Origin of the sequence: Janthinobacterium sp. SUN120 (genome assembly GCF_030397735.1) — a bacterium.
Taxonomy (GTDB): Bacteria; Pseudomonadota; Gammaproteobacteria; order Burkholderiales; family Burkholderiaceae_D; genus Janthinobacterium; species Janthinobacterium kumbetense.
The window spans coordinates 128,516-154,196 of sequence record NZ_JAPUBW010000006.1; the positions used below are offsets into that span (position 1 = coordinate 128,516).

Below are 25,681 nucleotides of genomic sequence, written 5' to 3' on the forward strand. Positions count from 1 at the left end.
AGCTGGCAAGGTCAGCGGCGCGCGCCCGCCAGGCGGCGCACCACGGCGATCATGCGGTCGATTTCCTCATACGTGTTGTAGAAGGCGAACGATGGCCGCACCGTCGCTTCCACGCCGAAGCGGCGCAGGATCGGCTGGGCGCAGTGGTGGCCCGAGCGCACGGCGATGCCCTCGTCATTGAGGGCGCGCCCCACTTCCGCCGGCGCGTAGCCGGCCAGCACGAACGAAGCCACGCTGGCCTTGTCCAGCGCCGTGCCGATCAGGCGCACGCCGGGAATGGCTTGCAAGTGGTGCGTCGCGTATTCCAGCAGCGCGTGCTCGTAGGCGGCGATGTTTTCCAGGCCGATGCGCTGCACGTAGTCGATGGCCGCGCCCAGGCCCACGGCATCGGCGATATTGCCCGTGCCCGCCTCGAAACGGTTCGGCACGCCCTGGTAGACGGTGCGCTCGAACGTGACGTCGGCGATCATGTTGCCGCCGCCCTGCCATGGCGGCAATTGCTCGAGCAAGTCCGCCTTGCCATACACGGCGCCGATGCCCGTCGGACCGAACACTTTATGCCCCGAAAACACATAGAAATCGGCGCCAAGCGCCTGCACGTCCACGCGCAGGTGCGACACGGCCTGCGCGCCGTCGACCAGCACGCGCACGCCGGCCGCATGCGCGAGCGCGATGATCTGCGCCACGGGCGTCACCGTCCCCAGCGCATTCGACACCTGCGTCACGGACACCAGCTTGGTGCGCCCGTTGAGCAGCTTGCGGAATTCATCGAGGATGATCTGTCCGCTGTCGTCGACGGGAATCACGCGCAATGTCGCGCCCTTCTCGGCCGCCAGCTGCTGCCACGGCACGATGTTGGCGTGGTGTTCGAGCTGCGAGACGATGATCTCGTCGCCGCTGCCGATGTACTTGCGGCCAAAGGTATTGGCAATCAAATTGATACCTTCCGTGGCGCCCCGCACAAAGATGATTTCATTGGCCGAGGCGGCGCCCAGAAAACTGGCGACCTTGGCGCGTGCCGCTTCATACGCATCGCTGGCGCGCGCCGCCAGCGCGTGCGCCGCGCGATGGATGTTCGAATTTTCGTGCGCATAGAAATACGACACGCGGTCGATCACCGACTGCGGCTTGTGCGTGGTGGCCGCATTGTCGAACCAGGCCAGCGGCTTGCCGTTGACCCGCTCGGCCAGCACGGGAAAATCGCGCCGCACGGCGTGTACATCGAACGGCGCCGGCGTCTGGTGCTGGCCAGGCTTCGTCGCCGAGGGCAGCTCGGTCTGGAAATAGAACGCGGGCTGGCCACCGGCTGGCGAGACGGGCAGCTGGCGCGCGGGCGCGCGCTGCGGCGTGGCAAACAGGCCCCGCACATCATCGGGCGCTGCCTGCCCTTGCCCCTGCCGCGCCAGGCCATCGAGGCCATTGCCCGACGCGGGATAACCATGCGCGCCACCGATAAAATAATACGGCGACGGTGCAGCCGGCGCATTGATCGCCGACAAGCGCGGCGTCGGCACGGACGCGGGGGCCGGCGCAATGGGCGCTTCCAGGGGCGCCGTCACGGGCGGCACCTGCGCCGTCGCCACGCCGGGAGCGATGGCGGCGAACGCAGGACCGGGCTGCGGCGGCGGACGGTTCGCATAGCGGGGCGCCGCATCGAGCACGCTGCCGGAACCGCCGAGGCTGGGAGACTTGTCCAAGCCCGGCAGGCGGGCAAAAAACTCGCCCGCCAGACGGTTCAAGGTCGCTTCGTCGGGTAAAAACGGGACGGCAGGCAAGCCCGCCGCGCCATCACTTGTAGGTGTCTGGGTAGTCATGGTATTTACCGATCTCCACGTCTTCCAGTACGGCCAGCGCATCGTCGGTCAGCACGGCCAGCGAGCAATACAGCGAAATCAGGTAGGACGAAATCGCGTGGCGGTTGATGCCCATGAAGCGCACGGACAGGCCCGGGCTTTGCTCGCCCGCCAGGCCAGGCTGGAACAGGCCGATCACGCCTTGCCGCTGTTCACCCGCGCGCAGCAGGATGATCTTCGTCTTGCCGTCTTCGATGGGCAGCTTGTCGGACGGCACCAGCGGCACGCCGCGCCACGTGAGGAACTGCGAACCGAACAGGCTGACGGTCGGTGGCGGCACGCCGCGGCGTGTGCATTCGCGGCCGAAGGCGGCAATGGCCAGCGGGTGCGCGAGGAAGAAGCCCGGCTCCTTCCACACTTTCGTCAGCAGTTCGTCGAGGTCGTCCGGCGTGGGCGCACCCGTCAGGGTAAAGATGCGCTGGTCGTCGTGCACGCTGGCCAGCAGGCCGTAGTCGGGATTGTTGATCAATTCGCTTTCCTGGCGCTCCTTGATCGTTTCGATGGTCAGGCGCAGCTGCTCCTTGATCTGGTCGTGCGGACTGCTGTACAGGTCCGACACGCGCGTGTGCACATCGAGCACCGTGCTGACGGCATTGAGGAAGTATTCGCGCGGCTGGTCGTCGTAGTCGACGAAGGTTTGCGGCAGTTCCGACTCGTCGCGCTGCGAGCAGGCCACGCGCACGTCCTTCGGATTTTTCACGCGGTTCAGGCGGTAGATACCCGCTTCCACGGGCAGCCATTGCAGCAGGTGCACGAGCCAGCGCGGCGTGATCGTGGACAGCTGGGGGACGCTCTTGCTTGCATTGGCCAGCTGGCGCGCGGCGTTGTCGCCCAGCGCGAACTGGCTATCGGGGGTTGCTTCGGCCATCTACGACTCCTAATGAGAAAAGTGAATATGCTTATCTGAAAAACAAATAAAGTATCAAGCGTCTCCCCTGATCTCTCAACATGCTATCGCCATCAACGCGACGTTTTAATCCACCCGCATTAATCCACCAGCTCCGGCTCGCAGCGCGCCATCAAGCCCGCCAGGCCGATGCCCAGCGCGCCGGCCAGTTTTTCCACCGTCAGCAGCGACGGCGTGGCGGCACCCCGTTCGATTTCGCCGATGAACGAGCGGTTCAAGTCGGCCGCTTCGGCCAGGCGCTCCTGCGACCAGCCATGCCCTTCGCGCAACTGGCGCACGGCCAGTCCAAACTGTTTGATCAACATGCTGTCCTCATGGGTGATGGGCAAAAGCGGGGTGGGATGGCGCTGGCAACTCCGGCGCCTCCTGCTGGTTATGCGCTTGCGTGACATGGCTGCCGGGCGCCACGCTGCGGGTCAGCCAGACATTGCCGCCGATGACGGAGCCCTGGCCGATGGTCACCCGTCCCAGGATCGTCGCGCCCGCGTAGATGACCACGTCGTCCTGCACGATGGGGTGGCGCGCCAGCCCCTTTTTCAGCACGCCGTCGGCGCCGGCGGGAAAGCGCTTGGCGCCCAGGGTGACGGCTTGATAGATGCGTACCCGTTCGCCGATGATGGCAGTCTCGCCGATCACCACGCCCGTGCCATGGTCGATGAAAAAGCTGCTGCCGATGATGGCGCCCGGGTGGATGTCGATGCCCGTCTGCGAATGGGCCACTTCGGCGATGATGCGCGCCACCAGCGGCGCGCCCAGTGCATACAAGGTGTGCGCCAGGCGGTAATGGATGATGGCCAGGATGCCCGGATAGCACAGCAGCACTTCGTCGACGCTGTGCGCAGCCGGGTCGCCATGGAAGGCGGCCGCCACATCCGTGTCGAGCTGGGCACGGATGCGCGGCAGCGCGCGGGCGAAGCGCTGCACGATGGCCAGCGCCTGCTGTTCGATGGACACCGTCTGCTGCAAGCCATGCTGGCGCGCGTGGTAACTGAGTTCGCGCCGCACCTGTTCGTGCAAGCCCGTCAGGGTCGTGTCGAGCGTGTGGCCGACAAAGAAATCCTCGCTCTCCTGCTGCAGGTCGAGGGGCCCCAGGCGCATGGGGAACAGGGCCGCGCACAGGGCCTTGATGATGTCGTGCAAATGCTGGCGCGACGGGAATTCGCGCGCGCCGCACTCCTGGTTGCTGGCCAATCCTTCGCGCCACTGCTCGCGCACGGCGCGCAATTCATCGACGATCTGGCGCAATTCCCACTGCGGCTGCGCGGCTAGGGAGGCGGGGGGGATGGCTCGCTGGTTCATGGTGATCCTGAAGGGAGATTTAATCTTGCAGCCAGGGCAGCGCATGCCAGCGCCAGCCGCCGCTGTGGCCGCGCTGCTGCTGCTCGTCGAGGTCGCCCTCGAAGCCTTGCGCGATATTGAAGACGTGCGTGAAGCCCGCCTTGGCCGCCGCTTCGGCAGCTGCGGCCGAGCGCTTGCCGCTGCGGCACAGCAGCACCACGACGGCGTCCTTGCCGCCCACTTTCGCTTCCAGTTCGCGCGTAAAGCGGGGATTGCGGTTCATGGACGTGCCGGTCGCCCACGCCACGTGCAGCGAGGCGGGCACGTAGCCGACGAAGGTGCGTTCTTCATTCGTGCGCACGTCGACCAGCACGGCTTTGCCGGCCTGCACCAGCTGCCATGCATCCTGCGCACTGACGATGCCCGCATACGGCAAGCCTTGCGCCTGCGCCTGGGTGCGCGCGAGATTGAGCACTTCGTCAAACGCCGCCTCGCCGTGCGCGGCGCGGGGATCGAAAATCAGTTCTGCAGCAGCCATCTTTCCACCTCTTTATTCCGTCGTCAAAAACCAGCACGAGTCCACTGTAGCGAACTTATGTTGTTCGGAAAACAAATTAAAAAGAGTTTGGAAAGCTGAAAAACGTATATGGAGAAATCGAAGGGGGGAGCGTCTGGAAATGCCCAGGGCCAGGCGGAGTGCCGAAGACAGTACGAACGTACGGCGAGGCAGGACAACAACGCCATGGGCTTTTTCAGGCGGTCCGGCGGCGCTCGCGCAACAGAAAGCGCGCAGGGTCCAAAGCGGCGGCCAATTGACTCTCCAGCGGCAGCGGCTCGCCCTCCAGCTGGCAAGCCAGCAGCTCGGCCGCCAGCGGCGCCCAGATCAGGCCGCGCGAGGCATAGCCGAGCAAGCCGAACAGGCCGGGCCAGCGGGGCACGTCGCGCAGGCGCTCGCAGCGGCCTGGCACGCCGGGGTCGGGCAAGGCGCCCGCCAGCGGCAAACGGTCCGGCGCCACGCAGCGAAAGCCCGTGCGCCCGGCCAGCGGCGCCTCGAACGGGGCTACGCCAAGGATGTCGGCGATCTTCGCGATATTTTCTTCCTGGCTCGATGGGCGCAACGTGGTGTCCGCGTCCGCATCGTAGCTGGCGCCCACGCACACGACACCCTGGTGCGCCGGCGTCATATAGGCTTCGCGGCAGACGACGAACGGCAACGAAGGCAAGCTGCCTTCGGCCAGGTGCGTGACCTGCCCGCGCACGGCGTCCAGCGGCAGGCCGGCCGCTTGCTCGACATCCACGGCCCCCGTACCCGCCGCCAGGATGACGGTGGGTGCGGCCGCGATCAGGGTGCCTTGCGCATCGCGCACCAGCCATTCCTGATCGCCGCGTTCCAGGCGCAGGGCGCTACTGGAAAAGCGCCGCGTGAGCAAGGCGCCGCAAGCGTCCAGCATGGCGGCGCAGACGGAGGACGGGCGCGCCCAGCCGCCCTGTTCGAACCACCATGCGCCATCGGGCGCCGGCGCGCCCAGCATGGCCGCCGCCTCGGGCGCTTCCAGCCAGCGGGCGAATTCGCGCGGATACAGGCCGCTGGCGGCGATCTGCCGCTGCACCTGCGCATGCGCGTCATCGCGCGCCAGTTGCAGCACGCCGCATTGCGCGCCATCAAAAGCGCTGCCGATGCCGCCCAAATCTTGCCAGTAGCGCAGCGAGTACAGGTAGGCGGCGCGCACCAGGCGCGTGGCGATATTGTCGTCCTTCGACAGCTGCGGCATGAAGATGCCGGCCAGGTTGCCCGACGCCTCGCTGGCCGGCCGTGCGTGGCGTTCGATCAAGGTCACCTTCCAGCCGCGCGCGGCCAGGCGTTCGCAGGCGGCCGCACCGGCCACGCCCGCGCCGATGACGATAGCGCGCCGCTCGGGCGCCACGGCAGCCACCTGCTCTGCGCGCCGCGCATAAAACATGGCGCGCAAGCGGCTCTCGTCGAAGACAAAACCGTTCTTTTGCAGCGCCATGCGCTGCGCCTCGTCCAGGTGCACGGCCTGCAGGCGGGCGCCATCGACCATCAGGCGCGCCAGCACGGGCGTGGCTGCCGGCACCCAGGCCAGGTGCACTTCGTCGACACGCGCCGACAATTGCGCCAGGCAGGCATCGGGCTCGCCGATCAGCACATCGAGCGTGACGAGGCCATCGTGCGAGACCATGCGGTGCAGGCCCGGCACGCAGGGCGGCCACTGCGCGCGCCACTGCTCGGGCAAGTGGTTGGCGTCGACGGGACGCGGCGCCAGCGCGATGTAATGCAGGCGGCGGCCGCCATGCGCCGCGCAGGCGGCACGCAAGCGGGCGCCGTCAAAATCCGTGTCGAGCAGGACCAGCGCGCGGCGCATCAATGCCCCGCGCGGCAAAAGCAGGCGGGCGCATGGTCGTCGACCATGCCGATGCCCTGCATGTAGGCGTAGATGATGGTCGAACCGACGAACTTGAAGCCCCGCTTGAGCAAATCTTTCGACAGTTTGTCGGACAAGGCCGTCCTGGCGGGACGCTCGCCGGTCTGCCAGCTGTTGACGATGGGCTGGCCATCGACATACGCCCACAGGAAGCTGTCCAGGGTCTGCCCTTCCGCGCGCAGGCGCAGGTAGGCTTGCGCATTCGTGATGGCCGCCGCCACCTTCAGGCGGTTGCGCACGATGCCCGGGTCGAGCAGCAGCTGCGCCACCTTGTCCGGGCCATACGCGGCGATCTTTTCCGCATCCCAGTTATCGAAGGCGGCGCGGTAGGTGTCGCGCTTGTTGAGGATGGTTTCCCAGCTCAGGCCAGCCTGCGCGCCTTCCAGGTTCAGCATCTCGAACAGCCGGCGCTCGTCGTGGCAGGGCACGCCCCACTCCGTATCGTGGTAATCGAGATAACGGGGATTGGCCGGATTGGCCCAGGAGCAGCGGGTAATATTCATGGTCGTGTTCTTCATGTGCAGGCAAGTCTCAGTATAGTTTATCGGCCGCGCAGGAGGCGCCCCAGTTCCAGCAAGCCGTGCGCCATCTCGGCCGGGGGAATCGCCGCAAAGCCCAGCAGCAGCCCGGGCGGCGTGGCGCAGGCGGCGCTGGCGTCAGGGTCGGCATAGTGGCCCAGCGGACGCAATTCGATGCCCCGCGCCAGACCCGCGCGCGACACTGCTTCCTCGTCATGGCTGCCGCGGAAATACGCGCACAGCTCCAGGCCGCTGTCGGCCGGGCCGCAGGCGAGCTGGTCGTCGAGTTCGCGCGCCAGGCCACGCACCAGCAGGTCGCGCCGCTCGGCATTGCTGTCGCGCGTGCGGCGGATATGCCGGCCAAAGTGGCCCTCGGCGATGAAGTCGGCCAGCGCCATCTGCGGCACGATGGCCGTGTGGCGGTCCATCACGGCCTTGGCCTGCACCAGCGCTTCGGCCAGTGCGGGCGGCGCCACCATGTAGCCCAGGCGCAGGCCGGGGAACAGCACTTTCGACAACGTACCCACATACACCACGCAACCGGCCCGGTCCAGGCTTTGCAGCGAGGCCAACGGCGCACCCGTGTAGCGGTATTCGCTGTCGTAATCGTCTTCCACCAGCCAGGCTTTGTTTTGCGAGGCCCAGGCCAGCAAGGCCAGGCGGCGGGGCAAGCTCATGCTCACGCCCAACGGCATCTGGTGCGATGGCGTCACGTAGGCCAGCTTCGCCTGCGGGCAATGCGCCACGCCATACGCCACGTCGAGCCCCTGCGCATCGACGGGAACGGGAAAGACGCGCGCGCCGGCCGCGCGCAGCGGGCCGCTGGCGCCCCGGTAGCCGGGCGACTCCATCCAGGCCGCGTCGCCGGGCGCCAGCAGGATGGTCGACAGCAGGAACAGCGCCTGCTGCGAGCCGGAGGTGATGACGATTTGCTGCGGCGTGCACTGGACGCCGCGCGACGCCTTCAGGTACACGCACAGCAGTTCGCGCAGCGGCAGGTAGCCGGCCGGGTCGCTGTAGCCAAAATGGTGGTCGGGCCGGCGCCAGCGCCGCGCTTCCAGGCGGTTCCACACGTCGAACGGAAAATGGTCGATGCGCGGCATGCCGACGCGAAAGGCGCGCAGCGGCCCCCGGTGGAACGCCACCTGGCGCATGGCCGCCACCACGCCCTGCCCGCGCGCCGACAGGGGCCGCAGCAAGCCCCGCGCCGCGGCAGGGACAGGCAGCGGAACGTCGCGGCTGACAAAGGTGCCGCGCCCCACGGCGCCATCGAGATAGCCTTCGGCCGCCAGTTGCGCATACGCATTGAGCACCGTCTGGCGCGACACGGCCAGCAGGCGGCAAAAGTCACGCGTGGGCGGCAGCTGCATGCCGGGACTCATGCGGCCATCGAGGATGGCGGCCTTGATGGCCGCATACAGCTGGCGAAACAGCGGCTCGATGGCGCCGCGCTGCAGCGGCAAGGCGGCGATGACTTGGTGCAGGTGGGAAACTGGCATGGCGGCATTCTTGAATTGGTAGCCTCAAGATAGCACTTATTGGCTGTTTTAAATAGCCAAGACTGGCACTAAGATGGCACATCCCCTCACTCTTGCGGAGCACCCATGCATCAGTTTTTCGCCACCGTGGCCTGGCAGCGCGACGGCCAGGATTTCGCCGGCCAGCGCTACAGCCGCGGCCATGAATGGCAGTTCGACGGCGGCCTGACGGTCCCCGCTTCGTCGTCGCCCCTGTCCGTGCCGCTGCCCATGTCGGTGGCGGCCAACGTCGATCCGGAAGAAGCGCTGGTGGCCGCCACATCGAGCTGCCACATGCTGTTCTTCCTGTCGCTGGCAGCGCAGCGCGGCTACGTCATCGACGACTACCGCGACGACGCCGTCGGCGAACTGGGAAAAAATGCCGCTGGGCGCCTGGCCATGACGCGCATCGTGCTGCGTCCGCGCATCGTCTTCGCGGGATCGCCGCCCTCGCCCGAGGCGCTGGCCGCCCTGCACCACGACGCGCACGAGCGCTGCTACATCGCCAATTCGCTGACGGCCGACGTGGTCGTGGAAGGAGCGCACTAAATGTACACGCCCGCCACCTTCCGCGAAGAGCGCCTCGAGGTGCTGCATGGCCTGATCGCCGCGCATCCGCTGGGTGCGCTGGTGCGCCATGGCGCCGATGGCCTGTGCGCCGACCACCTGCCGTTCGAGATCGCCGCGCCCACGCTTGATGCGCCATTCGGCATCCTGCGCGCCCACGTGGCGCGCGCCAACCCGCTGTGGCGCGCGGCCGGCAGTGAGGATGATTGCATGGTGATCTTCCAGGGGCCGCATGCCTACATCACGCCCGCCTGGTATGCGGAAAAGCAGCGCAGCGGCAAGGAGGTCCCCACTTTCAATTACGCGGTCGTGCACGCGCACGGCCCCCTGCGCGCCATCGACGACGCGGCGTGGCTGCTGGGATTGGTGGAGCGCCTGACGGCGCGCCATGAGGCAGATCAAGCCGCGCCTTGGAAAGTGGGCGATGCGCCGGCCGGCTACATCGAGAAACTCTTGAAAGCCATCGTCGGCATCGAGATTCCCCTCGCGCGCATCACGGGCAAATGGAAGCTGGGGCAGAACCGCAGCATGCAGGACCAGGCCAGCATGGCGCAGGGCCTGGCGCTGGACACGCAAGCCGGCGCGGCGCAGGCCCTGGGCGCGCTGATCGCCGCCAACGTCAAGTCAGCCAGCTGACGGCCGCCGAAAACGTCAAAAACGACAGCGCCGTCGAGACCAGAATGATGCGGGCGATGCGCGCCGCGCAGTGCTCACGATGATGCGCAAGGCGCGAGGCGCGGCCCGGGCCAACGCGTCCACCCTCACGCCAGCCAGCTGACAGCCGCCGAAAACGTCAAAAACGACAGCGCCGTCGAGACCAGAATGATGCGGGCGATGCGCGCCGCGCAGTGCTCACGATGATGCGCAAGGCGCGAGGCGCGGCCCGGGACAACGAGTCCACCCTCACGCCAGCCAGCTGACGGCCGCCGAAAACGTCAGGAACGACAGCGCCGTCGACACGAGGATGATGCGGGCGATACGCGCAGTGTTCGCGCCGAAACGTTCCGACAGCAGCGAGACATTGCTGGCGCTGGGCAGGCAAGCCACCAGCACCATGCAGGTCAGCGCAAATAGATCGAGCGGCGCGCCCAGCGCGATGGCCGCATGGCCTGTGCCCCACACCAGCAGCGGATGCAGCAGCAGTTTTTTCAGCGCCACGGGCACATACTCTCCCAGTGGCGCCGGGTCGCTCGTGCTCATTTGCGAACGGGCCAGCACGGCGCCGATGGTAAACAGGGCCACCGGCGAGGCGGCGTCGGCCAGCAGGCCCACCGTCTGCGTCAACGGCTTGGGCAAGGCCAGTTCCAGCCACGACGACAGGGCACCGAGCACAATCGCCCACGGCATCGGATTGCCCACCATGCCCTTCAGGGCATTCATGACGGCCGCACGGCTGCCATGCGCGCCGCCGCTGCCGATGCGCGACAGGGCGATGCACAGCGAGCTGGTAATGAGCATGTCGACGACGATGGTGACGATGACGGGGCCCGAGGAGCGGGGACCGAGCAAGGTCAATAGCAGGGGCACGCCCATGAAACCCGTATTCGGGAAAGCCGCCACCAGCGCACCGAAGGCGGCGTTGTTCCAGTCGATGCGGTGGCTCAGGGTCATGGCCGTGGTGACGCCCACCATGATCAGGGCGCACAGCAGGTAGACGCCGAACACGCTGGCGTCGAGCAGCTGCGCGATGGGCGTGGCGGCGCCGAAGCGGTACAGCATGCAGGGCAGCGCGAAGTACAGGACAAAACTGTTCAAGCCGCCGATGGCGGCCAGCGGCAGCAGCTTGCGCCGCACGGCCAGGTAGCCGCACAGCACCAGGGCGAAGAAGGGAAAGGTGATGGCGAGGATGGTCAGCATGGAGCGCCATTGTAGCGCGCTGTACCGGCCGGCCGCCTGGCGCAAAAAAAGGCCGCTCGCGCGGCCCAAGGAGGTTTTCGGAAAAACGCAGGCGGCCGGCTAGGGTTTGAGCTGGGCGCGGATCTCGCCGGCCGGATAGGCGGCGCTATGCACGTTCACGTACAGGTTGCCGGCCTGGTAGCTCGCATACTGGGGCGGCGTGAGCATGGTGCCGGCCGGCACGGCAAACATGCCTTCGGCAGTTTTCACCAGCGGCACGATGACGGGGCCATTCGCGCCGGCGGGCGCTTCATGGATGTGCGCGACGGAGGCCACCATGCCCGTGTAGCGCACGCCGCCGCTGACGCTGCGGTCGTGGGCGACGCGGATATTGCTGCTGCCGCTGGCCGTGCTGGTATTGGCCGGCACTTCCTGCGCGCCCGTCAAGGTGACGTCATGGCCGCCCGGATGATGCGGGCCGTGGGAACAGGCGCCCAGCAGGGCGGCCAGCGCCAGCACGCTGGCGGCGCGGCGTACGTGTTGTTGCAGTGTGCTCATCGCAATACTCCCTCAACGGACATCGGATCACGGATGGCGCCCTGCCCGTACAGCCGAGCCGGGCGTACGCCGCACTTGAGTTGCATAGTGCGACAGTAACGCCATGCCGCCGTGTCCGCTTTGCTGTACGCCAAACTTGCTGCTCGCCTGCCTGCCCGCGTTCAGGCCAGGTGGCCTTCCGCCACCCAGCCGCGGTTGGCGGCCGGCGCCTTCGGCTTGGGCGCGATGCCGCTGCTTTTTTCCGCATCGAGGATGATGCTGCGCATGCTGTCGCTGGCGGCAGGCCCTGGCGCGAACGCGTAGTACTCGTCGTTGATGGGCAAGCCCGTCGTGGCGTCGACCAGCACCGGGTCGGCGGCCAGGCCCGTGTCGCGGCTGGCGATGACGAGGCTGGCGCCTTCGGGCGCGAAGTTTTCATTACCCCAGGCAATAAACGCCAGCAAGACAGGCTTGAAGGCGCGCCCGGACTTGGTCAGCACATAGTCGTAGCGGGGCGGCTTGGCGCAATACAGGCGGCGCGTCATCAAGCCCCCTTCCACCAGATCGGCCAGGCGGCGCGTCAGGATGGTGGGCGCAATCTTGAGGCTTTTTTCAAATTCGTCGAAACGCGTCTTGCCGTAGAACGCTTCGCGCAGGATGAGGATGCTCCACCATTCGCCCACCTTGCCCAGGCTGCGTGCGATCGGGCAAGGCAAATTATTAAAGTTGGTATGTTTCATGACCATCTCCTCACGTTGACTCAACACAACAATCGAAAAAGTATTTCAGTTGCAATACGGAAACTTAGTTACTATCATCTTGAAAGCTACGCTCACCCCATGATGGCGGCCTGAAAATACGCACAAACTCACACTTTTCTTGTTCCAGTACAATCATGGCTCGTTCTGTCCCCCTCAACCCGGTACGAAAAATGGTGTCAGCCTTGCCATGCGGCGTCGCTGACCACGCCCGTTTTTCGCCAGATGCATCCAAGATGACTCCTTTGAAGCTTGCCGTACTGCCAGCCCTGTTTGCCCTTGCCGTTTGCCAGACCACCACCGCCGGTACCGTCTCTTCCGCATCGTTCCAGGCCACCTTCGTCGTCCACGATGCGTGCACCATCGTCTCGCAGCGCGGCAGCGCCCAGGTGCGCTGCCAGCACAACACGCCCTATTTTCTGCACCAGCAGGCAACGTCATCGGGCGCCGACCTCGTCACCGTCACGTTCTAGAAATAAATCGTTGCCGTCACCGTGTCCTTGTAATCGCCAGGGCGCGGCGACACCTGCGCCGGCACGCGGCCGTAGATCGTCAGCGGCACGCTGGCGCCCGTTCCCGTCCCCGTCACCATGCTCGTGCCTGCCGTGCCATCGCCCCATGGCGCACCATCGAGGGTGGCGGACAGCAAATAGCTGACCTTGTCCGTGGTCACCGTGTTCTTCATTTGCCTGTTGGCCACATTGGCCGCCACGCTGCCGCCGTTCAGGGCAATCTGGTAGGCATTGTTATTGACGCAGCGCACCGACAAGGTGCTGGTGCTGCGCAGGTTGCCCGTCAGGATGGAGGCGTTCGCAAACGCCATCGGCGTGGCCGTGATGGTGCAATCGTTGACGGCCGTGGCATTCACCGTGAAACCGAAGCTGCCGCTGCTGGCCGTGCAACCCTGCAAGTTGACGAGGCCATACGTGGTGTAGGTGTAGGTGCCGACGCCGGCAAAGCTCGACGTATAGACGGTATTGGCGTTGGCGACCGTGGGCACGGCGGCCAGGGCGGTGCCGGCAGGAATCTTCGCGTACACGGTAAAGGTGGTGGAATACGTGCCGGGCGGGGCCAGCAAGCCGGCCGACAGGATCATGCCGAAGGTCGACGGCGCGCCCGCCACGCCGGCGCCCCCCCAGATCTTCGCCGTCGCATACGAGTTGTCCACGTACACGTTGTACTCCATGCGGTTGCTGCCATTGCCCAGCTTGCGCGGCAGGGCCGACGTGGAATTCGTGCCCAGCCCCAGCGAGATGCACACTTGCGCATTGGGCGTGAGCAACTGCCCCAGGTTCAGCGACGAAAACAGGCAGCTGAAGGTCCCCGTGGCCTGCGCCACGTGATCGGTGCCGGAAATCGGGCTGACGGTGCCGAAATCGATATTCGTCACGCTGACCGTGCAGGTATCGGCCGCCTGCGCCACGCCGCCCCAGGCGCAGCCCAGCAGCAGGGTCAGCCATAGCAACAGGCGGCGCATCAGCGGCCTGCCCCGGCGCTGGCAGCGGCGCAGCGCAACGGCCCGATCACGGGCAAGCCGCCCGCGGCCGGACGCACATAGGCAAAACGCAGCGTGCATGCGCCTTCGCCTTCGCCGACTTGCAACTCGTTTTGTTCGAGCAGGTCGTCGACGAAAACGATGCCGTCGAATCCCACCACCGTCTGCTTGCCGCTTTGCACGTGCAACACGGGCAAGCCCGTGGCCAGCGCCTTGCCCTGCGCATCCTGGACGATGACGGTGGCCGCGCTGTAGCGCTCGATGGGAAAGGCCGCCAGCACGCCCGCCAGGTATTGCGGCACGACATTGATATTGCTCACAGGCACCCGCGCATCAACATCAAGCTCATCCGTGGCGATGCTGATCTGGTTATTGCCATAGGGATTCAAATTCGGCACCAGCAGATAGCCGCCCCTGCCCGTCACGCCGATCTGGCGGTTTTCATGCAGCACAGGAATATTACCCACGCCGCCCGTGGAGACCAGCGCAAAACCGTTGCCCACCTGGCGCGCCGCCTCGACATGGCCATCCATCAGCACCAGCGCGCCGGCCGCGCCCAGCGAGGAGGCACTGCCCATGCTGCTGCTTTGCGTGCGCGCGCTCACGCGGCCGTCGTTGCCCAGGTATTCCACTTGCGCCTGCCGGTAGGCATTGCTGCCCGCCGTGCCAGCCTGCACGCTCCAGCCGAAGCCGCCGCCAAAGTCCGCCGCGCGCTGCGCACTGACGCTGCGGCCGCTCTCGCCGTTTTGCCGGCTGCTGTTCACGCTGAGGGCCAGATTGTTGTCGAAAGCCATGCTCAAGCCAAAGTAAAAGCCCCGCTTCTCGCGTTGCCGCAAGTCCTGGAACAGGCTGGCGTTGAAGAACAGGCCGTGGAACAGGGTGGCCGAATAGCCCACGGTGGCCAGTTTCGATGGCGGCGCGCCAGGCGTGCGGTAACTGATGTAGCTGCTGCTGATACTGCTTCCTGCAGGCAATGGCAGGCTGACGGTGAGGCGGTCGGCCGCGCGCACCACGGGGCTGCCGTCGCGCGAGGCCAGGTCGCCAAAGCCGGCGCTGGCGCGCACGCTTTGCACATCGACGCTGAAGCGCGGCCCCATGTATTGATAGCCGGCGCCCAGCTGCGCACCACGGCTGCGGCCAGCGCTGGCCGACAGCGAACCGCTCAGCACGCCCGCCTGGCCCAGCCGCACCAGCGCGCCCGCCCCCGCCTGATACAGGCCGGCGGCCAGTTCCGCATGGCCTTCGAGGGTGAAGTTGTCGCTGACGCCGTGGCGGCCGGAAGCGCTGGCAACCAGTTGCCGTTCATAGCCGAACAGGCGGCGGCCATAGTCGCGCCGCACGGCGCCCGCCTCGACCGAGTAATCGCTCAAGCCGCTGGCCAGCATGCGCGTATCGACATACAGGGGCAACACGGTCGTCACGCTGCGCCCCAGCGCATCGCGCGTGATAATGGTGGCTTGCCCTGCGCCATTGATGCCGGCCACCTGGTTCAGCACAAATGGCCCGCTGGGCACGCTGGCAGCATATTGCTGTACGCCATTGACATACAGGCTCAGCGACGAAGGCACGAGCGCCGTGCCATCGACGGAAGCGACGGGAAAGGTCAGCAAGTCGGGGCGCAGCTGGAAATTCTTGCGCCACTGCACGCCGCCGACGCGCACGGCGCGGCTCCAGCTCAGCGACGAAGAAATCAGGTCGCCCACTTGCCACGTTTGCAAGGTGTCGGGGTCGGCGTGGCTCCAGAAGGTGTCAAAGCGCATGTACTTGCGCTGGTCCGACCCCAGGTTCACGGTGCCGGTATTGCTGAAGACCCCGCTGTCATTGAAGTAGCGCAAGTCGTTGAAGATGGCGGCGCGCCGCGTCCGGCCCAGTTCCGCATAGGCTTCGTAATTGAGAACGGCGCCGGGCGTGACCGTCGATGGCGGCGTCTGCGCCGCCGTGCGCGCGCTGATGCGGTAAGGCGAGCGCAAGTCGTCCGCCACCCGCAGCGACACGCTCTGGCGTGCCGCATCATATTCATAGCTGAGTCCGGGAATCGCGTCGAGCGCCACCTCGGTCTGACCGGGTGCGACCAGGCGCGCGGGGTCCAGCCCCAGCTGCTGCAAGTTCGCCACACTGCTGCGCAAGCCTTTGCCCACCTGGGTAAAGCGCAAGATCAGCCCGGTTGATTCAGCATTCACAGTGACCTCCAGATACAGTTCATTCGGCGCCGCCGGATCGCTGGGCAAGCTGGCAGGACCCGGATCGGCACCCGTCAGGCCCGCCGTGCCATCGGCCCTGGCCAGCGGCGCCATGACCAGCAACAGCCACGCTGCCAGTGCGCGTTTCATGGTGTGGCCGCTTGCGCCCGGGGCGCGCAGCAGGCCGCCCCGTCATGGCAGCCATGTTCAAGGTGTCGAAGTCTTGGCAATGAGTGCCTTGGCATTCACATTTACCGCAATACTCAACGGCCCATCCAGCTCGGCCTCCCTGGCAACGGGCAGGCGCCAGACGCGCATGCGTGCCGCCAAGACATAACCAAACAGCCCCTTGCTGATGACAAACTCCTTGCCCGCCGGGTTCGTCAACGTCATCGCACCGATCTGCGCATGGAAATTGCCGCTGTTCTTGATGCGCAACATCCACTCGCCCTGTTCGCGGAAAACTTGCCAGTCGAGCACTTCCTTCCCCGGCGCCCCGGCCGGCAGCACGAACACGGGTACCGAATAGCGCAGGCGGATATCGACGCCGCTGCGGCCCGCCTCATCCTCGCGGCTGACTTCATCGATGAGCACGCGATACGTCTTTTCCTGCGCGACAGGGCCAGCCTGGGCACGCACGAGGCGGATGGTCTGCCGGCTGTTGGCGGCGATTTCGACGATCGGCGGACTGGCCACCAGCTCCTGCGTCGGCGCCAGCGTTTCCTCGCCATCGCGCTGATCCCAGACGAATACCCGCACTTGCCCGTAGATGGGCTGGTCACCGAGGTTTTGCAGGGTGAGGCCGGCCGCATTCTGCGCCGCGCGCAAATTGAGCGTCACCGGCGAAATCTGCAGGCTGGCACCGTGCGCGCCCGCGGCGCAGCAAGCCAGCAGCGCCAGCACGCCTTTCATCAGGGAAACAACACCGGCCTTCACGCGGCGCCTGGCTTAAAAGTAAACGGTGGCCGTGATGGTCGACTTGTAGGTGTCGGGCGCCGGTGTCGCCTGCGGCGGAATATTGCCGTACACCGTGATCGGCTGCGAGGAGCCGTTGCCGGTGCCGCCGACGGTATTCGTGCCCTGGGTATCGCCCCACAAGGTGCTGCCGGCCGTCTGGTACAGATTGAATTGCACCGTCCCCAGGTTGCCGCCGGTACCGCTCAGGTAGCGCGTCGTGCCGGTCGAGCCGGTGCCCGTTCCCGCCGTCAAGCCCACGTTATACAGCGTGGTATTGGTGCAGGTGACATTCACGGTCGTATTGACGTTCACGGCAGTAGCCAGTACACCCTGACTTTGGCCAAAGTCGAGATTGGCCGCCGCGATGGTGCAATTGGCGATGATTTTCAGGGTGACGTCGAAGGTGGTGCTGGCGCTGCCATTCAGATACACGGCTGCGTCGGCGCCACGTGGCAGGAGCGCCGTGGCGGCAATAGCCACGCTGGCGGCAACGATAAGACGGGGGAAAATAACTCGCAACATGATACCTCCTGATGATGGAACATCATTAATGAGCCCGCCAATTTGAGGGGCGTCGAGGATAGTCACGGTATTGCCGGCGTTTTCTTGGGCACGCAAACCAGGACGACAAAATACAGGTGCCGGGAGTCAGGAACCCGGGGACTCCGGCACTTTTTGCAGCATTGGCAAAACAGATTTTTTAGCAATCGACATTGCTTAAAATCAATGCACGAATGAATTATTGGCGATCTGGGAAATCCGCGCTTCTTCTGGCGGAGAAACATCTTTTGAAACACGAGAAAAGCAGAAAAAAAAGAAAAAGCGAGGCATAATAAGCCACAACTTGCTATTTGGTTAAGTCATCCATGCCATGCCATTGACCAGCGAAACCATCAAAAAGAACATCTTGCTCGTGGACGATTCCGCGTTCGAGCAGCGCATGCTGATGGAGCTGCTCAGCGAGCAGCCCTATCGTTTCAGCATCGCGTTCAACGGCTACCAGGGCTACCAGCTGGCACTGGCCACGCACCCCGACCTGATCCTGCTCGATGTGCGCATGCCTGAGATGGATGGCTACACGGCGTGCCGTTTGCTCAAGGCCAATCCCGAAACGGAACAGATACCCGTGATCTTCCTCAGCGGCGCCGATGCCGCCAAGGAACGCATCATGGGCTTGCAGGTGGGGGGTGTGGACTACATTTCGAAGCCGTTCACGCCGGAAGAACTGGCCGCGCGCATCCATATCCACCTGGGATTGATGCGTAAAAGCAACAGTACCCTGCCGGCGACGACGCCGATCAGCGACAAGCTGCAGCATCCCGACCTGGTCTTCGTTAATGCCGTTAAGCAACTTATTCTCGACAACCTGGGCAGCCTGCCGAACCTGTCCGAGATCGCCCGCAGCGTCGGCACCTACCGCGAAAAGCTGACCCTGATGTTCCGCGAGCAGACGGGCATGACGGTCTTCGCCTTCATCCGCGAAGCGCGCATTGCCCGCGGCGTGGAATTGCTGCAGCAGACGGACATCGACGTGCAGGATATCGCCCTGCTGATCGGCTTTCACAACGCGGGCAACTTCGCCACCGCCTTTCGCGAACGCATGGGCGTGCCCCCCAGCGCCTACCGCCAGCGCCTGCAGGAGCAGACGAGCCAGCGGCAGGCGGCGGGCGGCTAGAACTTGTAGTTCAGCTTGAGCGCCGCAACGCGTCCGCGCGGGTCGGCCTGGGTAAAGTCAAAGCCGGTGGAGGCATAGTCCCAGGGCGCGCGCTTGTTGGCCAGGTTTTGCACGATGAAGGTGACGTTCGCCTGTGGCGTCACTTGCCAGCTGCTGGTCGCGTCAAAGGTGCTGAAGGCGGCCACCGATTCATCGAGGTGCGTCTCCTGCGCATAGCTGCCCACATAGTTCCAGGTCAGGGTCGACGACCATTTGCCCTGTTCCCAGGTGGCCGAGCTGACGCCGCGCCATTTCGGAATGGAACCGAAGTGATTGGTGCCGGCGCCATTGGTGAGCGGCGCGCCATCGGACAGCGGCTCGGCAAAGCGCAGCACGCGGCTCAGCTGACCTGCCAGGGTCAGCTTGCCCCAGTCCTTGTCGACGAAGCGCTGGCGCAGGTCGATATCGATGCCCGACACTTCGCGCTGTCCCTGGTTGCGGAACTGGCGGTACAGGGTCGTGATGCGTCCATCGGCGCCGCGCGTGATCTGTTGCGGCGCCGTGCCTTCATTCTCGAGGATGGTGGTGGCGCTGGCCGTGCCGATCACGCCATCCTGCTTGATGCGGTAGTAATCGAGGCCGATGCTCGAGCTGCTGGTGGGCGACACCACCACGCCCAGGTTCAGGTTTTTCGAGCGCTCGGGGCGCAGGTTCGGATTGGCGATCGTCATCACCGTCACGCCGCGCGCCTGCGTCGGCGTCAGCGGATCGCGGGCATCGATCACGCTGGTATAGCTGACGGCCGTGCTGTCGGTGATTTCCGGCAGCGACGGCGCGCGGAAGGCGCGTGAAACAGTGCCGCGCAGCAACAACCATGGCGCCGCCTGGTAGCGCGCGCTGGCTTTCGGCGAAAATGCATTGCCGAAGTCGCTGTAATGGTCGGCGCGGCCGGCCACGTTGACGGACAGATCCTTCACGACGGGCACGTTGAATTCGGCGAACAGGGCCGACACATTGCGCGAGCCGTTGATGATATTGAGCGCCGGGCGCAGTTCCGTGCCCGACAGCACGGCCGTCGAGGTTTGCGAATCCATCTTTTCGCGGCGCCATTGAGCGCCGGCGGCAAAGCCCAGCGGGCCCGCGGGCAAGGCCCAGATATCCTTGGCCGCCGAGAAGTCGAGCGTATCGAGCGTCGATTCGGCCGGGCGCAGGGTCGACAGGCGCAGGCGGTTGCGCACCGCTTCGCTGTTTTGCGATTGATCAAAGAAATTGTAGCTGCCTTCGGCCAGCACTTTCTGGAATTCGTAGCGGTTGACGAAGTTCTGCACCGTTTCCTCCAGCTTGCTGCTGGAATGGGCCACGGCCGTATCCCAGTCCCAGCCCGCCCAGGTGCCCTTGGCGCCGGCCAGCGCGCGGTAGAAGGTGACGCGGTCCTGCTTCAGGCGCGGCCCCAGGTCGAACAGGGTAGCCGTGAAGGGCAAGGGCGTCGTGCCCGGATTGTTCGGGTGCCCCACGGGCAGCACCACGGGGATGGTGTCGAGCAGCTTGGTGCTGTTGTTCCACACGCGCGTGGCGTTATTCACGCTCAACGGCGCGCTGAAGGTCTGGTCGGCGCGCGAATAACTGTGCAGCAAGTCGACATAGGCTTCCGTGTCCGCGTTCAGCTTGAGGGTGCCGCGCAGCGACGAGTGGATGCGCTGGATGCCCGGAATCAGCGTTTTATACGGCGCCGGATTGTAGGCCAGCACCTGGCCGCTGCGATCGGGATTGATGTCGTTGTACGACACCAGTTGCAGCGGGCCGCGCACGCCGCCCAGGGTCTGCGTGGGGTCGTTGCCCGCGTAATTCGTGACAGCCCAGCCCAGGCTGCCGCGCTGCTGCTGGCGGTAATCGGCATCGCGCAGCCATGCCACGTCGCTTTGCTGCAGCTTGTCGCGCTGCTGCGCGTCGACCGAGAAGACCACGCTGTAGCCATCTTCCTCGAGCTTGCCGAAACCCGTTTGCAGCGCCGCGCTCTTTTCATGCTGGCCCGTGCCTTGCGTCGAGCCGCCCCATTGCGCCGTGATGTCCGTGCCCGTGAATTCCTTGTACAGGATGATGTTGACCACGCCGGCCACGGCGTCGGAGCCGTACACGGACGAGGCGCCATCCTTGAGCACCTCGATGCGCTGCACGGCCGCCATCGGCAGGCTGTTCAGGTCGACGAAGGTCTGCTGCAAATCCTGCGCCGTGGCATAGCTGGCCACGCGGCGGCCATTCACGAGGATCAGGGTGTTTTGCTGGCCGATGCCGCGCAGCGACAGGCCCGAGGTACCGGCCGAGAAACTGCCCGTATATTGCTCGTTGTAGCTGTTGCCGCTGTTGGCGGAGATGGCGCGCAGCACGTCCGACACGCTGGTCTTGCCGCCGGCTTTCAATTCCTTGGCCGTGATGACCTGCACGGCGCTGGCGCCCTCCTTTTCGCTGACGCGGATGTTCGATCCGGTGACATTCACGCGCAGCATGTCGTCCTCGGCATGGGCAAGAGTGGTGACAGCGGGAAAGGCGGCGGCGATGGCAAGACTGATGGCGAGTGGTTTGAACATGGTTTCCTCTTATTGGGATTGCAGCCTTTTTCCGATAAAAAAGGCCGAGCAGGGGCACGCGGACCGGGTGGGCCAGCGGGCAAACGACAACGAAATGGATGGAGTGACTTAGGGGATGCGTGGACGGGCACGCATCGGCATCCACTGCGCCATGCATTGCATGGTCAGTTGATGACAGGTAGCGTAAAAACTGGCAGAAGGGGTAGAACGCAACATAAAAGACACCGGTAAGCGGGGAAAGGCCACTATATCCCGGCGTCTTTAAGGCGTGAACGAATTAAAAATTGATTGTATATACGATTTGAATCTAAGGACTTGTCGTTTGACAACATTCAAGCATCGGCATGCGCCACTGGCGCCAGCGCCGCCCGGCGCGCCTGCACGCTCCACCAGTACCAGGAAATCACGGCATTGACCCAGTAAGCCGCATACAGCACAGCCGTCAGGTGCAGGCCGCGGCTGTAGTACAGCGGCACGGCCACGGTGTTGACCAGCAGCCAGAAAGCCCAGGTTTCGATGCGCCGGCTCATCAGCAGGAATTGCGCGATGATGCTAAATACCAACACTGCCGAATCGATGAACGGCGCGTAGGCATTCGTAAAGCGGTGCAGCAGCATGCCGTAGATCACCACGGAGGCGATGCCGGCCGGCACCACCCACGCCAGGCTGCGCCAGCCCGTGCGCGTGATCGGCAACGGCTTGCCGCCGGCGCCACGCCGCCATTGCAGCCAGCCGATGACGCAGGTGACGATGAAAAACAGTTGCAGCATCACGTCGGCGTACAGGTTGACCTGGAAAAACAGCACGGCAAACAGCACGCAGCCGACCATGCCGATCCACCAGGAATGAATATTATTGCGTCCGGCCAGGATGATGGAGGCAGTCATCAGTACATTGGCGGCGATCTCGAGCGGGGCAGTCAAGCGGTCTTCCTTTGCGGGGCAGTGGTGGCACCGCGCCACTATAGCCGATTACACTGTACGGTGTTCGCCGGGCCGGAGGCGATTTCCATGGGGAAAAGCGGCAAAAAACGCGCAAACATCGAAGAAATGCGAACCAGGCCCGCCTTCCGCAGCCTCAGCCCTTGACTTCCGCGGCCATTCTGGCAAATTGAATATCAAGTTGAAACTCCTGGAAACCTCCATATGCGCATGCGCCATCTCCTGTTTGCGGCAATGCTCGGCATAACTGCCCTGCCCGCCGTGGCTTGCCGCATGACGATGGCGCTGGAACAGTGGCCGCCGTATATCTACCGCGATGCCCGGGGCCGCTTTACGGGCCTGGACCTGGAGTTGCTGCAAGCCATTTTCAAGGAAGCCCGGTGCACCCTCGTCACCTTGCCGGAATTGCCCACCGCGCGGCGCCAGCTGCTGTTCCAGAAAGGGGGGCTGGACCTGATGCTGGCCGCGTCCGAGACGCCGGAACGCCAGTCCTATGCCCGCTTTTCCCTCTCGTATCGCGACGAAGCCGTGGGCCTCTTCAGCAAATCCGGCGCGCCCGCCGGCCACCGCCAGATCGCCAGCTTTGCGCAGCTCATGCGCGGCAGCTCGACCTTGCTGGCGCCCAAGGTGGGCTGGTATGGCGCGCAGTACGCGGCGGCCCGGCCGGCGCTGGAAAAGGCCGGCCGCCTGAATGCGTTCGGCAGCTTCCAGCAAGGCGTGCGCATGCTCGATGCGGGCCGCGCCGACCTGCTGCTGGGCGACGTGCTGGCCGTGCGCCACGAAGCGCGCCTGCAGGGCGTTGCCTTGAACACCCTGCCCTTCCTCATCCTGCGCGCCCCCGTGCACCTGATGCTCAATGCGCGCACGACCAGCGCCGACGACCTGGCGCGCCTGAACGCCGCCATCACGCGCCTGGAACAGCGCGGCGCGCTGGCGGCGATACGCAGCAGCTACGAAGCACCGTAGCCGCGGTCAGCCCTTGCTGGCCGCTTCCAGGATTTCCAGCTTCGTTTCACGGCCGTTCTTTTGCACGCCCTGCGCCTTGTCGTAGCTTTCGATCAGCGCGCGGTACGGCGGCACGATGTGGTCCGTCATGATGGCGGCAAACTCCATCGCATCGGCGCGGTTCCAGGTGCTCATCACTTCAGCCAGCACGGCATACGTGTCGATCGGCACGGCGCCCGCCTGCGTCACACGCGCCATGGTGATGTCGGTGGCCATCTTCGACCAATTGCCCGAGGCGTCGATGATGGCAAACACCTTGTAGCCGGCCGCCAGCGCGCTGATGGTGGGAAAGGCCATGCACACGCTGGTGAGCGTGCCGGCGATCAGCAGGGTCTTGCGGCCCGTCTTTTCGATGGCGTCGACCCAGGCCGGATTGTCCCAGGCATTGATCTGGCCCGTGCGCGGGATGTAGACGGCTTCCGGGTTGAAATGGTGGATTTCCGGGATCAGGGGGCCGTTCGGGCCGTCGGGTACGGAAGCGGTGGTAAACGTCGGCATGTTGGCCAGGCGCGACAGCTTGGCCAGCGCCGTGACGTGGCCGCGCAGCACATGCTGCTCGATATCGCGCACCAGCTGGAACAAGCCGCTCTGGTGGTCGATCAGCAGCATGACGGCGTCGTCGGGATCGATCATCGGGGGCAAACCGTTGAAATTGGCGGGGGTGCTCATGGTGGTCTCCTCAAAAAACCATGCCGCGGGATGCGGCATGGGTACTGCACACACTACTTCTCGATGCGGGCGAAGCGGCCGCTGTTGAAATCCTCGAACGCCTGCGCGATTTCCGCTTCGCTGTTCATGACGAAGGGGCCGTGGCCGACGATGGGCTCGTCAATCGGCTCGCCGCTCAGCAGCAGCACCACGGCGTCGTTGTTCGCCTCGATGGTGATGCTGTCGCCATCGCGCTCGAACAGCGCCATCTGTGCTTCGCGTACCACGCTCTCGCCGTTGACCAGCACCGTGCCATGCAGGACGATCAGCGCCGTGCTCCAGCCTCGGGTCACGGGCAGCTGCGTCAGCTTGCCCTGAGCCAGGCGCAGGTCCCACACCTGCATCGGCGAAAACGTGCGGGCCGGGCCATGCTGGCCGTCGAAGTCGCCGGCGATCACGCGCACGGAACCGGCATCGTCCGGCAGCGCCACGGTGGGAATCGTGCCGCTGGTGATGGCCTGGTAGCCGGGCGCCGTCATCTTGTTTTTGGCCGGCAGGTTCACCCACAGCTGCACCATTTCCAGGGTGCCGCCCGACTGCGTGAAGGCGGGCGAATGAAATTCTTCATGCAGGATGCCGGCGCCGGCCGTCATCCATTGCACGTCGCCGGGACCGATCACGCCGCCCTGGCCAGTCGAATCGCGGTGCGCCACTTCGCCCTTGTAGACGATGGTCACCGTTTCAAAGCCGCGGTGCGGGTGCGAGCCGACGCCGGGCGGACGGGTGCCGGGCGCAAACTCGGCAGGGCCGGCATAGTCGAGCAGCAGGAAGGGGCTCAGCTGCTTGCCATGGCCGTTATACGAAAACATCGAGCGCACGGGGAAACCGTCGCCGACCCAGTGCTGGCGGGGTGCGCTGTAGATACCTGTGACTGTGTTCATCTCGATCTCCTGTTGGGGTTTGCATTACGATGAAGACAGAATACGCTTGCAACGATGCAGGCGGTAGACGGTAAAATATGCCATCAGCGTTCTAAAAATAGAACGATCAAGGAGGCGGCATGCAGGATCTGAATGACTTGTATTACTTTGTGCAGGTGGTCGACCATGGCGGTTTCGCTCCGGCCGGGCGCGCGCTGGGCATGCCGAAATCCAAGCTGAGCCGGCGCATCGCCCTGCTGGAAGAGCGCCTCGGCGCGCGCCTGCTGCAGCGCACGACGCGGCATTTTTCCGTCACCGACGTGGGCCAGACGTTTTATGAACATTGCAAGGCCATGCTGGTGGAAGCGGAGGCGGCGCAGGAAGCCATCGAGCTGACGCGGGCCGCGCCGCGCGGCACGGTGCGCCTGTCCTGCCCCATCGCCCTGCTGCATACACTGGTGGGTCCCATGCTGGCCGGCTTCATGCGCGCGCATCCGCAAGTGACCCTGCTGCTCGAAGCGAGCAACCGCCGCGTCGACCTGGTGGCCGAAGGCATCGACGTGGCCATCCGCGTGCGCCCGCCACCGCTGCCCGACAGCGACCTGGTGCTGCGCGTGCTGGCCGAACGCAGCCAGTGCATGGTGGGCAGCCCGCTGCTGTTCGCCGGCGCGCCCGCGCCGCAGGCGCCGGCCGACCTGGCCGACTGGCCCAGCCTGGCCCTGGGCACGCCGCAACAGCACTACCAGTGGGATTTGCATGGCCCAGACGGCGCACGCGCCCAGCTGCGCCACGTGCCGCGCTTCGTCACGGGCGACATGCTGACCTTGCGCGACGCGGCCGTGGCCGGCGTGGGCGTGGTGCAGCTGCCGACCATGATGATCACCGAGCAGGTGGCCGATGGCAGCCTGCTGCCGCTGATGGAGCAGTGGCGGCCGCAGCGCGAAATCATCCACGCCGTGTTCCCGTCGCGGCGCGGCCTGCTGCCGGCCGTGCGCGCGCTGCTCGACTACCTGGCGCACGGCTTCGCCGCGCTGGAGGAAGAGTGAGGGTTTTCAGGTAGGATGGCATACCCTCCCATCGC

The 25,681-nt window shown here is 65.3% G+C and carries 25 protein-coding genes; 6 read left to right on the forward strand and 19 right to left on the reverse strand.

All coding sequences use genetic code 11. The annotated features are described in order from the left end of the window. Nucleotides 1-11 precede the first annotated feature (11 nt). The 8 genes from O0879_RS25015 to O0879_RS25050 form a co-directional block, all read right to left on the reverse strand. Nucleotides 12-1,814 carry a family 2A encapsulin nanocompartment cargo protein cysteine desulfurase gene (locus O0879_RS25015; protein WP_289919338.1) on the reverse strand — a complete coding sequence of 601 codons (1,803 nt, stop codon included), beginning with the start codon at nucleotides 1,812-1,814 and terminating at the stop codon, nucleotides 12-14. Continuing rightward, nucleotides 1,789-2,721 (reverse strand): family 2A encapsulin nanocompartment shell protein, encoded by a 933-nt coding sequence (locus O0879_RS25020; RefSeq protein WP_071325557.1) that lies wholly within the window; start codon nucleotides 2,719-2,721, stop codon nucleotides 1,789-1,791. The genes O0879_RS25015 and O0879_RS25020 overlap by 26 nt, the downstream gene beginning before the upstream one ends. Before the next feature lie 119 nt (nucleotides 2,722-2,840). Then, on the reverse strand, nucleotides 2,841-3,065 hold the full coding sequence (locus O0879_RS25025; protein WP_034784364.1) for a helix-turn-helix transcriptional regulator: 225 nt from the start codon (nucleotides 3,063-3,065) through the stop codon (nucleotides 2,841-2,843). Nucleotides 3,066-3,072: 7 nt separating this feature from the next. Next, a complete protein-coding gene (epsC, locus tag O0879_RS25030) occupies nucleotides 3,073-4,059 on the reverse strand; it encodes a serine O-acetyltransferase EpsC (protein ID WP_070305407.1) in 987 nt (328 codons plus the stop codon). 19 nt (nucleotides 4,060-4,078) lie between these two features. Then, a complete protein-coding gene (locus O0879_RS25035; protein WP_251349313.1) occupies nucleotides 4,079-4,576 on the reverse strand; it encodes a rhodanese-like domain-containing protein in 498 nt (165 codons plus the stop codon). A gap of 214 nt (nucleotides 4,577-4,790) precedes the next feature. Beyond that, entirely contained in the window at nucleotides 4,791-6,422 is a 1,632-nt protein-coding gene (mnmC, locus tag O0879_RS25040) for an FAD-dependent 5-carboxymethylaminomethyl-2-thiouridine(34) oxidoreductase MnmC (RefSeq protein WP_289919343.1), read from the reverse strand. Continuing rightward, nucleotides 6,422-6,985 (reverse strand): DNA-3-methyladenine glycosylase I, encoded by a 564-nt coding sequence (locus tag O0879_RS25045; protein ID WP_289919345.1) that lies wholly within the window; start codon nucleotides 6,983-6,985, stop codon nucleotides 6,422-6,424. Before O0879_RS25045 ends, mnmC begins: the two co-directional genes overlap by 1 nt. Nucleotides 6,986-7,023: 38 nt before the next feature. Then, nucleotides 7,024-8,499, reverse strand: a complete 1,476-nt coding sequence (locus O0879_RS25050) for a PLP-dependent aminotransferase family protein (protein WP_289919346.1) — start codon at nucleotides 8,497-8,499, stop codon at nucleotides 7,024-7,026. A 105-nt stretch (nucleotides 8,500-8,604) separates the two neighbouring features. Here O0879_RS25050 and O0879_RS25055 point away from each other — a divergent pair, with 105 nt between their 5' ends. Together O0879_RS25055 and O0879_RS25060 are read left to right on the forward strand one after the other, a co-directional pair. Further along, entirely contained in the window at nucleotides 8,605-9,066 is a 462-nt protein-coding gene (locus O0879_RS25055; RefSeq protein ID WP_289919347.1) for an OsmC family protein, read from the forward strand. Next, complete coding sequence (locus O0879_RS25060; RefSeq protein WP_289919348.1) at nucleotides 9,067-9,720, forward strand: FMN-binding negative transcriptional regulator; 654 nt, start codon at nucleotides 9,067-9,069, stop codon at nucleotides 9,718-9,720. It begins immediately after the preceding gene. A 267-nt stretch (nucleotides 9,721-9,987) separates the two neighbouring features. Here the strand turns inward: O0879_RS25060 and O0879_RS25065 are convergent, their stop codons facing one another. The 3 genes from O0879_RS25065 to O0879_RS25075 all read right to left on the reverse strand — a co-directional run bounded on the left by O0879_RS25065 (nucleotide 9,988) and on the right by O0879_RS25075 (nucleotide 12,197). Beyond that, a complete protein-coding gene (locus O0879_RS25065; protein WP_289919351.1) occupies nucleotides 9,988-10,941 on the reverse strand; it encodes an AEC family transporter in 954 nt (317 codons plus the stop codon). A gap of 99 nt (nucleotides 10,942-11,040) precedes the next feature. Beyond that, a complete protein-coding gene (locus O0879_RS25070; RefSeq protein ID WP_289919353.1) occupies nucleotides 11,041-11,478 on the reverse strand; it encodes a CHRD domain-containing protein in 438 nt (145 codons plus the stop codon). Between the two features lie 161 nt (nucleotides 11,479-11,639). Then, nucleotides 11,640-12,197 carry a helix-turn-helix domain-containing protein gene (locus O0879_RS25075; RefSeq protein ID WP_034753667.1) on the reverse strand — a complete coding sequence of 186 codons (558 nt, stop codon included), beginning with the start codon at nucleotides 12,195-12,197 and terminating at the stop codon, nucleotides 11,640-11,642. A 254-nt stretch (nucleotides 12,198-12,451) separates the two neighbouring features. Here O0879_RS25075 and O0879_RS25080 point away from each other — a divergent pair, with 254 nt between their 5' ends. Next, nucleotides 12,452-12,688, forward strand: coding sequence for a hypothetical protein (locus O0879_RS25080; RefSeq protein WP_099665652.1), 237 nt, complete (start codon nucleotides 12,452-12,454; stop codon nucleotides 12,686-12,688). On the opposite strand, the gene O0879_RS25085 is transcribed toward O0879_RS25080, so the two are convergent. From O0879_RS25085 to O0879_RS25100, 4 genes are read right to left on the reverse strand one after another with little or no spacing between them, the layout of a single operon-like run. Next, nucleotides 12,685-13,692 carry a spore coat U domain-containing protein gene (locus O0879_RS25085; protein WP_289905693.1) on the reverse strand — a complete coding sequence of 336 codons (1,008 nt, stop codon included), beginning with the start codon at nucleotides 13,690-13,692 and terminating at the stop codon, nucleotides 12,685-12,687. The two genes, O0879_RS25080 and O0879_RS25085, sit on opposite strands and share 4 nt — an antisense overlap. Next, nucleotides 13,692-16,040, reverse strand: coding sequence for a fimbria/pilus outer membrane usher protein (locus tag O0879_RS25090; RefSeq protein WP_289919356.1), 2,349 nt, complete (start codon nucleotides 16,038-16,040; stop codon nucleotides 13,692-13,694). The genes O0879_RS25085 and O0879_RS25090 overlap by 1 nt, the downstream gene beginning before the upstream one ends. Nucleotides 16,041-16,097: 57 nt before the next feature. Further along, nucleotides 16,098-16,826, reverse strand: a complete 729-nt coding sequence (locus O0879_RS25095; RefSeq protein WP_251349324.1) for a fimbria/pilus periplasmic chaperone — start codon at nucleotides 16,824-16,826, stop codon at nucleotides 16,098-16,100. Nucleotides 16,827-16,838: 12 nt separating this feature from the next. Then, nucleotides 16,839-17,369: a spore coat protein U domain-containing protein gene (locus O0879_RS25100; RefSeq protein WP_099665656.1), complete on the reverse strand. Its 531-nt coding sequence runs from the start codon at nucleotides 17,367-17,369 to the stop codon at nucleotides 16,839-16,841. 349 nt (nucleotides 17,370-17,718) lie between these two features. Here O0879_RS25100 and O0879_RS25105 point away from each other — a divergent pair, with 349 nt between their 5' ends. Then, the gene (locus tag O0879_RS25105; protein ID WP_099665657.1) at nucleotides 17,719-18,522 is read left to right on the forward strand and encodes a response regulator; all 804 of its coding nucleotides are present in this window, start codon (nucleotides 17,719-17,721) and stop codon (nucleotides 18,520-18,522) included. Here O0879_RS25105 and O0879_RS25110 read toward each other — a convergent pair. Further along, nucleotides 18,519-21,086 (reverse strand): TonB-dependent receptor, encoded by a 2,568-nt coding sequence (locus tag O0879_RS25110; RefSeq protein WP_289919358.1) that lies wholly within the window; start codon nucleotides 21,084-21,086, stop codon nucleotides 18,519-18,521. The two genes, O0879_RS25105 and O0879_RS25110, sit on opposite strands and share 4 nt — an antisense overlap. A 332-nt stretch (nucleotides 21,087-21,418) precedes the next feature. After that, nucleotides 21,419-22,009 (reverse strand): nicotinamide riboside transporter PnuC, encoded by a 591-nt coding sequence (gene pnuC, locus O0879_RS25115; RefSeq protein ID WP_289905697.1) that lies wholly within the window; start codon nucleotides 22,007-22,009, stop codon nucleotides 21,419-21,421. Between the two features lie 252 nt (nucleotides 22,010-22,261). On the opposite strand from pnuC, the gene O0879_RS25120 reads away from it, so the two are divergent. Then, nucleotides 22,262-22,993: a transporter substrate-binding domain-containing protein gene (locus O0879_RS25120; RefSeq protein ID WP_289919361.1), complete on the forward strand. Its 732-nt coding sequence runs from the start codon at nucleotides 22,262-22,264 to the stop codon at nucleotides 22,991-22,993. 6 nt (nucleotides 22,994-22,999) lie between these two features. Here O0879_RS25120 and O0879_RS25125 read toward each other — a convergent pair whose 3' ends face one another. Together O0879_RS25125 and O0879_RS25130 are read right to left on the reverse strand one after the other, a co-directional pair. Continuing rightward, nucleotides 23,000-23,701, reverse strand: a complete 702-nt coding sequence (locus O0879_RS25125; RefSeq protein ID WP_289899475.1) for an isochorismatase family protein — start codon at nucleotides 23,699-23,701, stop codon at nucleotides 23,000-23,002. A 53-nt stretch (nucleotides 23,702-23,754) separates the two neighbouring features. Beyond that, a complete protein-coding gene (locus O0879_RS25130; protein ID WP_289905700.1) occupies nucleotides 23,755-24,621 on the reverse strand; it encodes a pirin family protein in 867 nt (288 codons plus the stop codon). A gap of 119 nt (nucleotides 24,622-24,740) precedes the next feature. On the opposite strand from O0879_RS25130, the gene O0879_RS25135 reads away from it, so the two are divergent. Further along, nucleotides 24,741-25,646: a LysR family transcriptional regulator gene (locus O0879_RS25135; protein ID WP_289919362.1), complete on the forward strand. Its 906-nt coding sequence runs from the start codon at nucleotides 24,741-24,743 to the stop codon at nucleotides 25,644-25,646. Nucleotides 25,647-25,681: the final 35 nt, after the last annotated feature.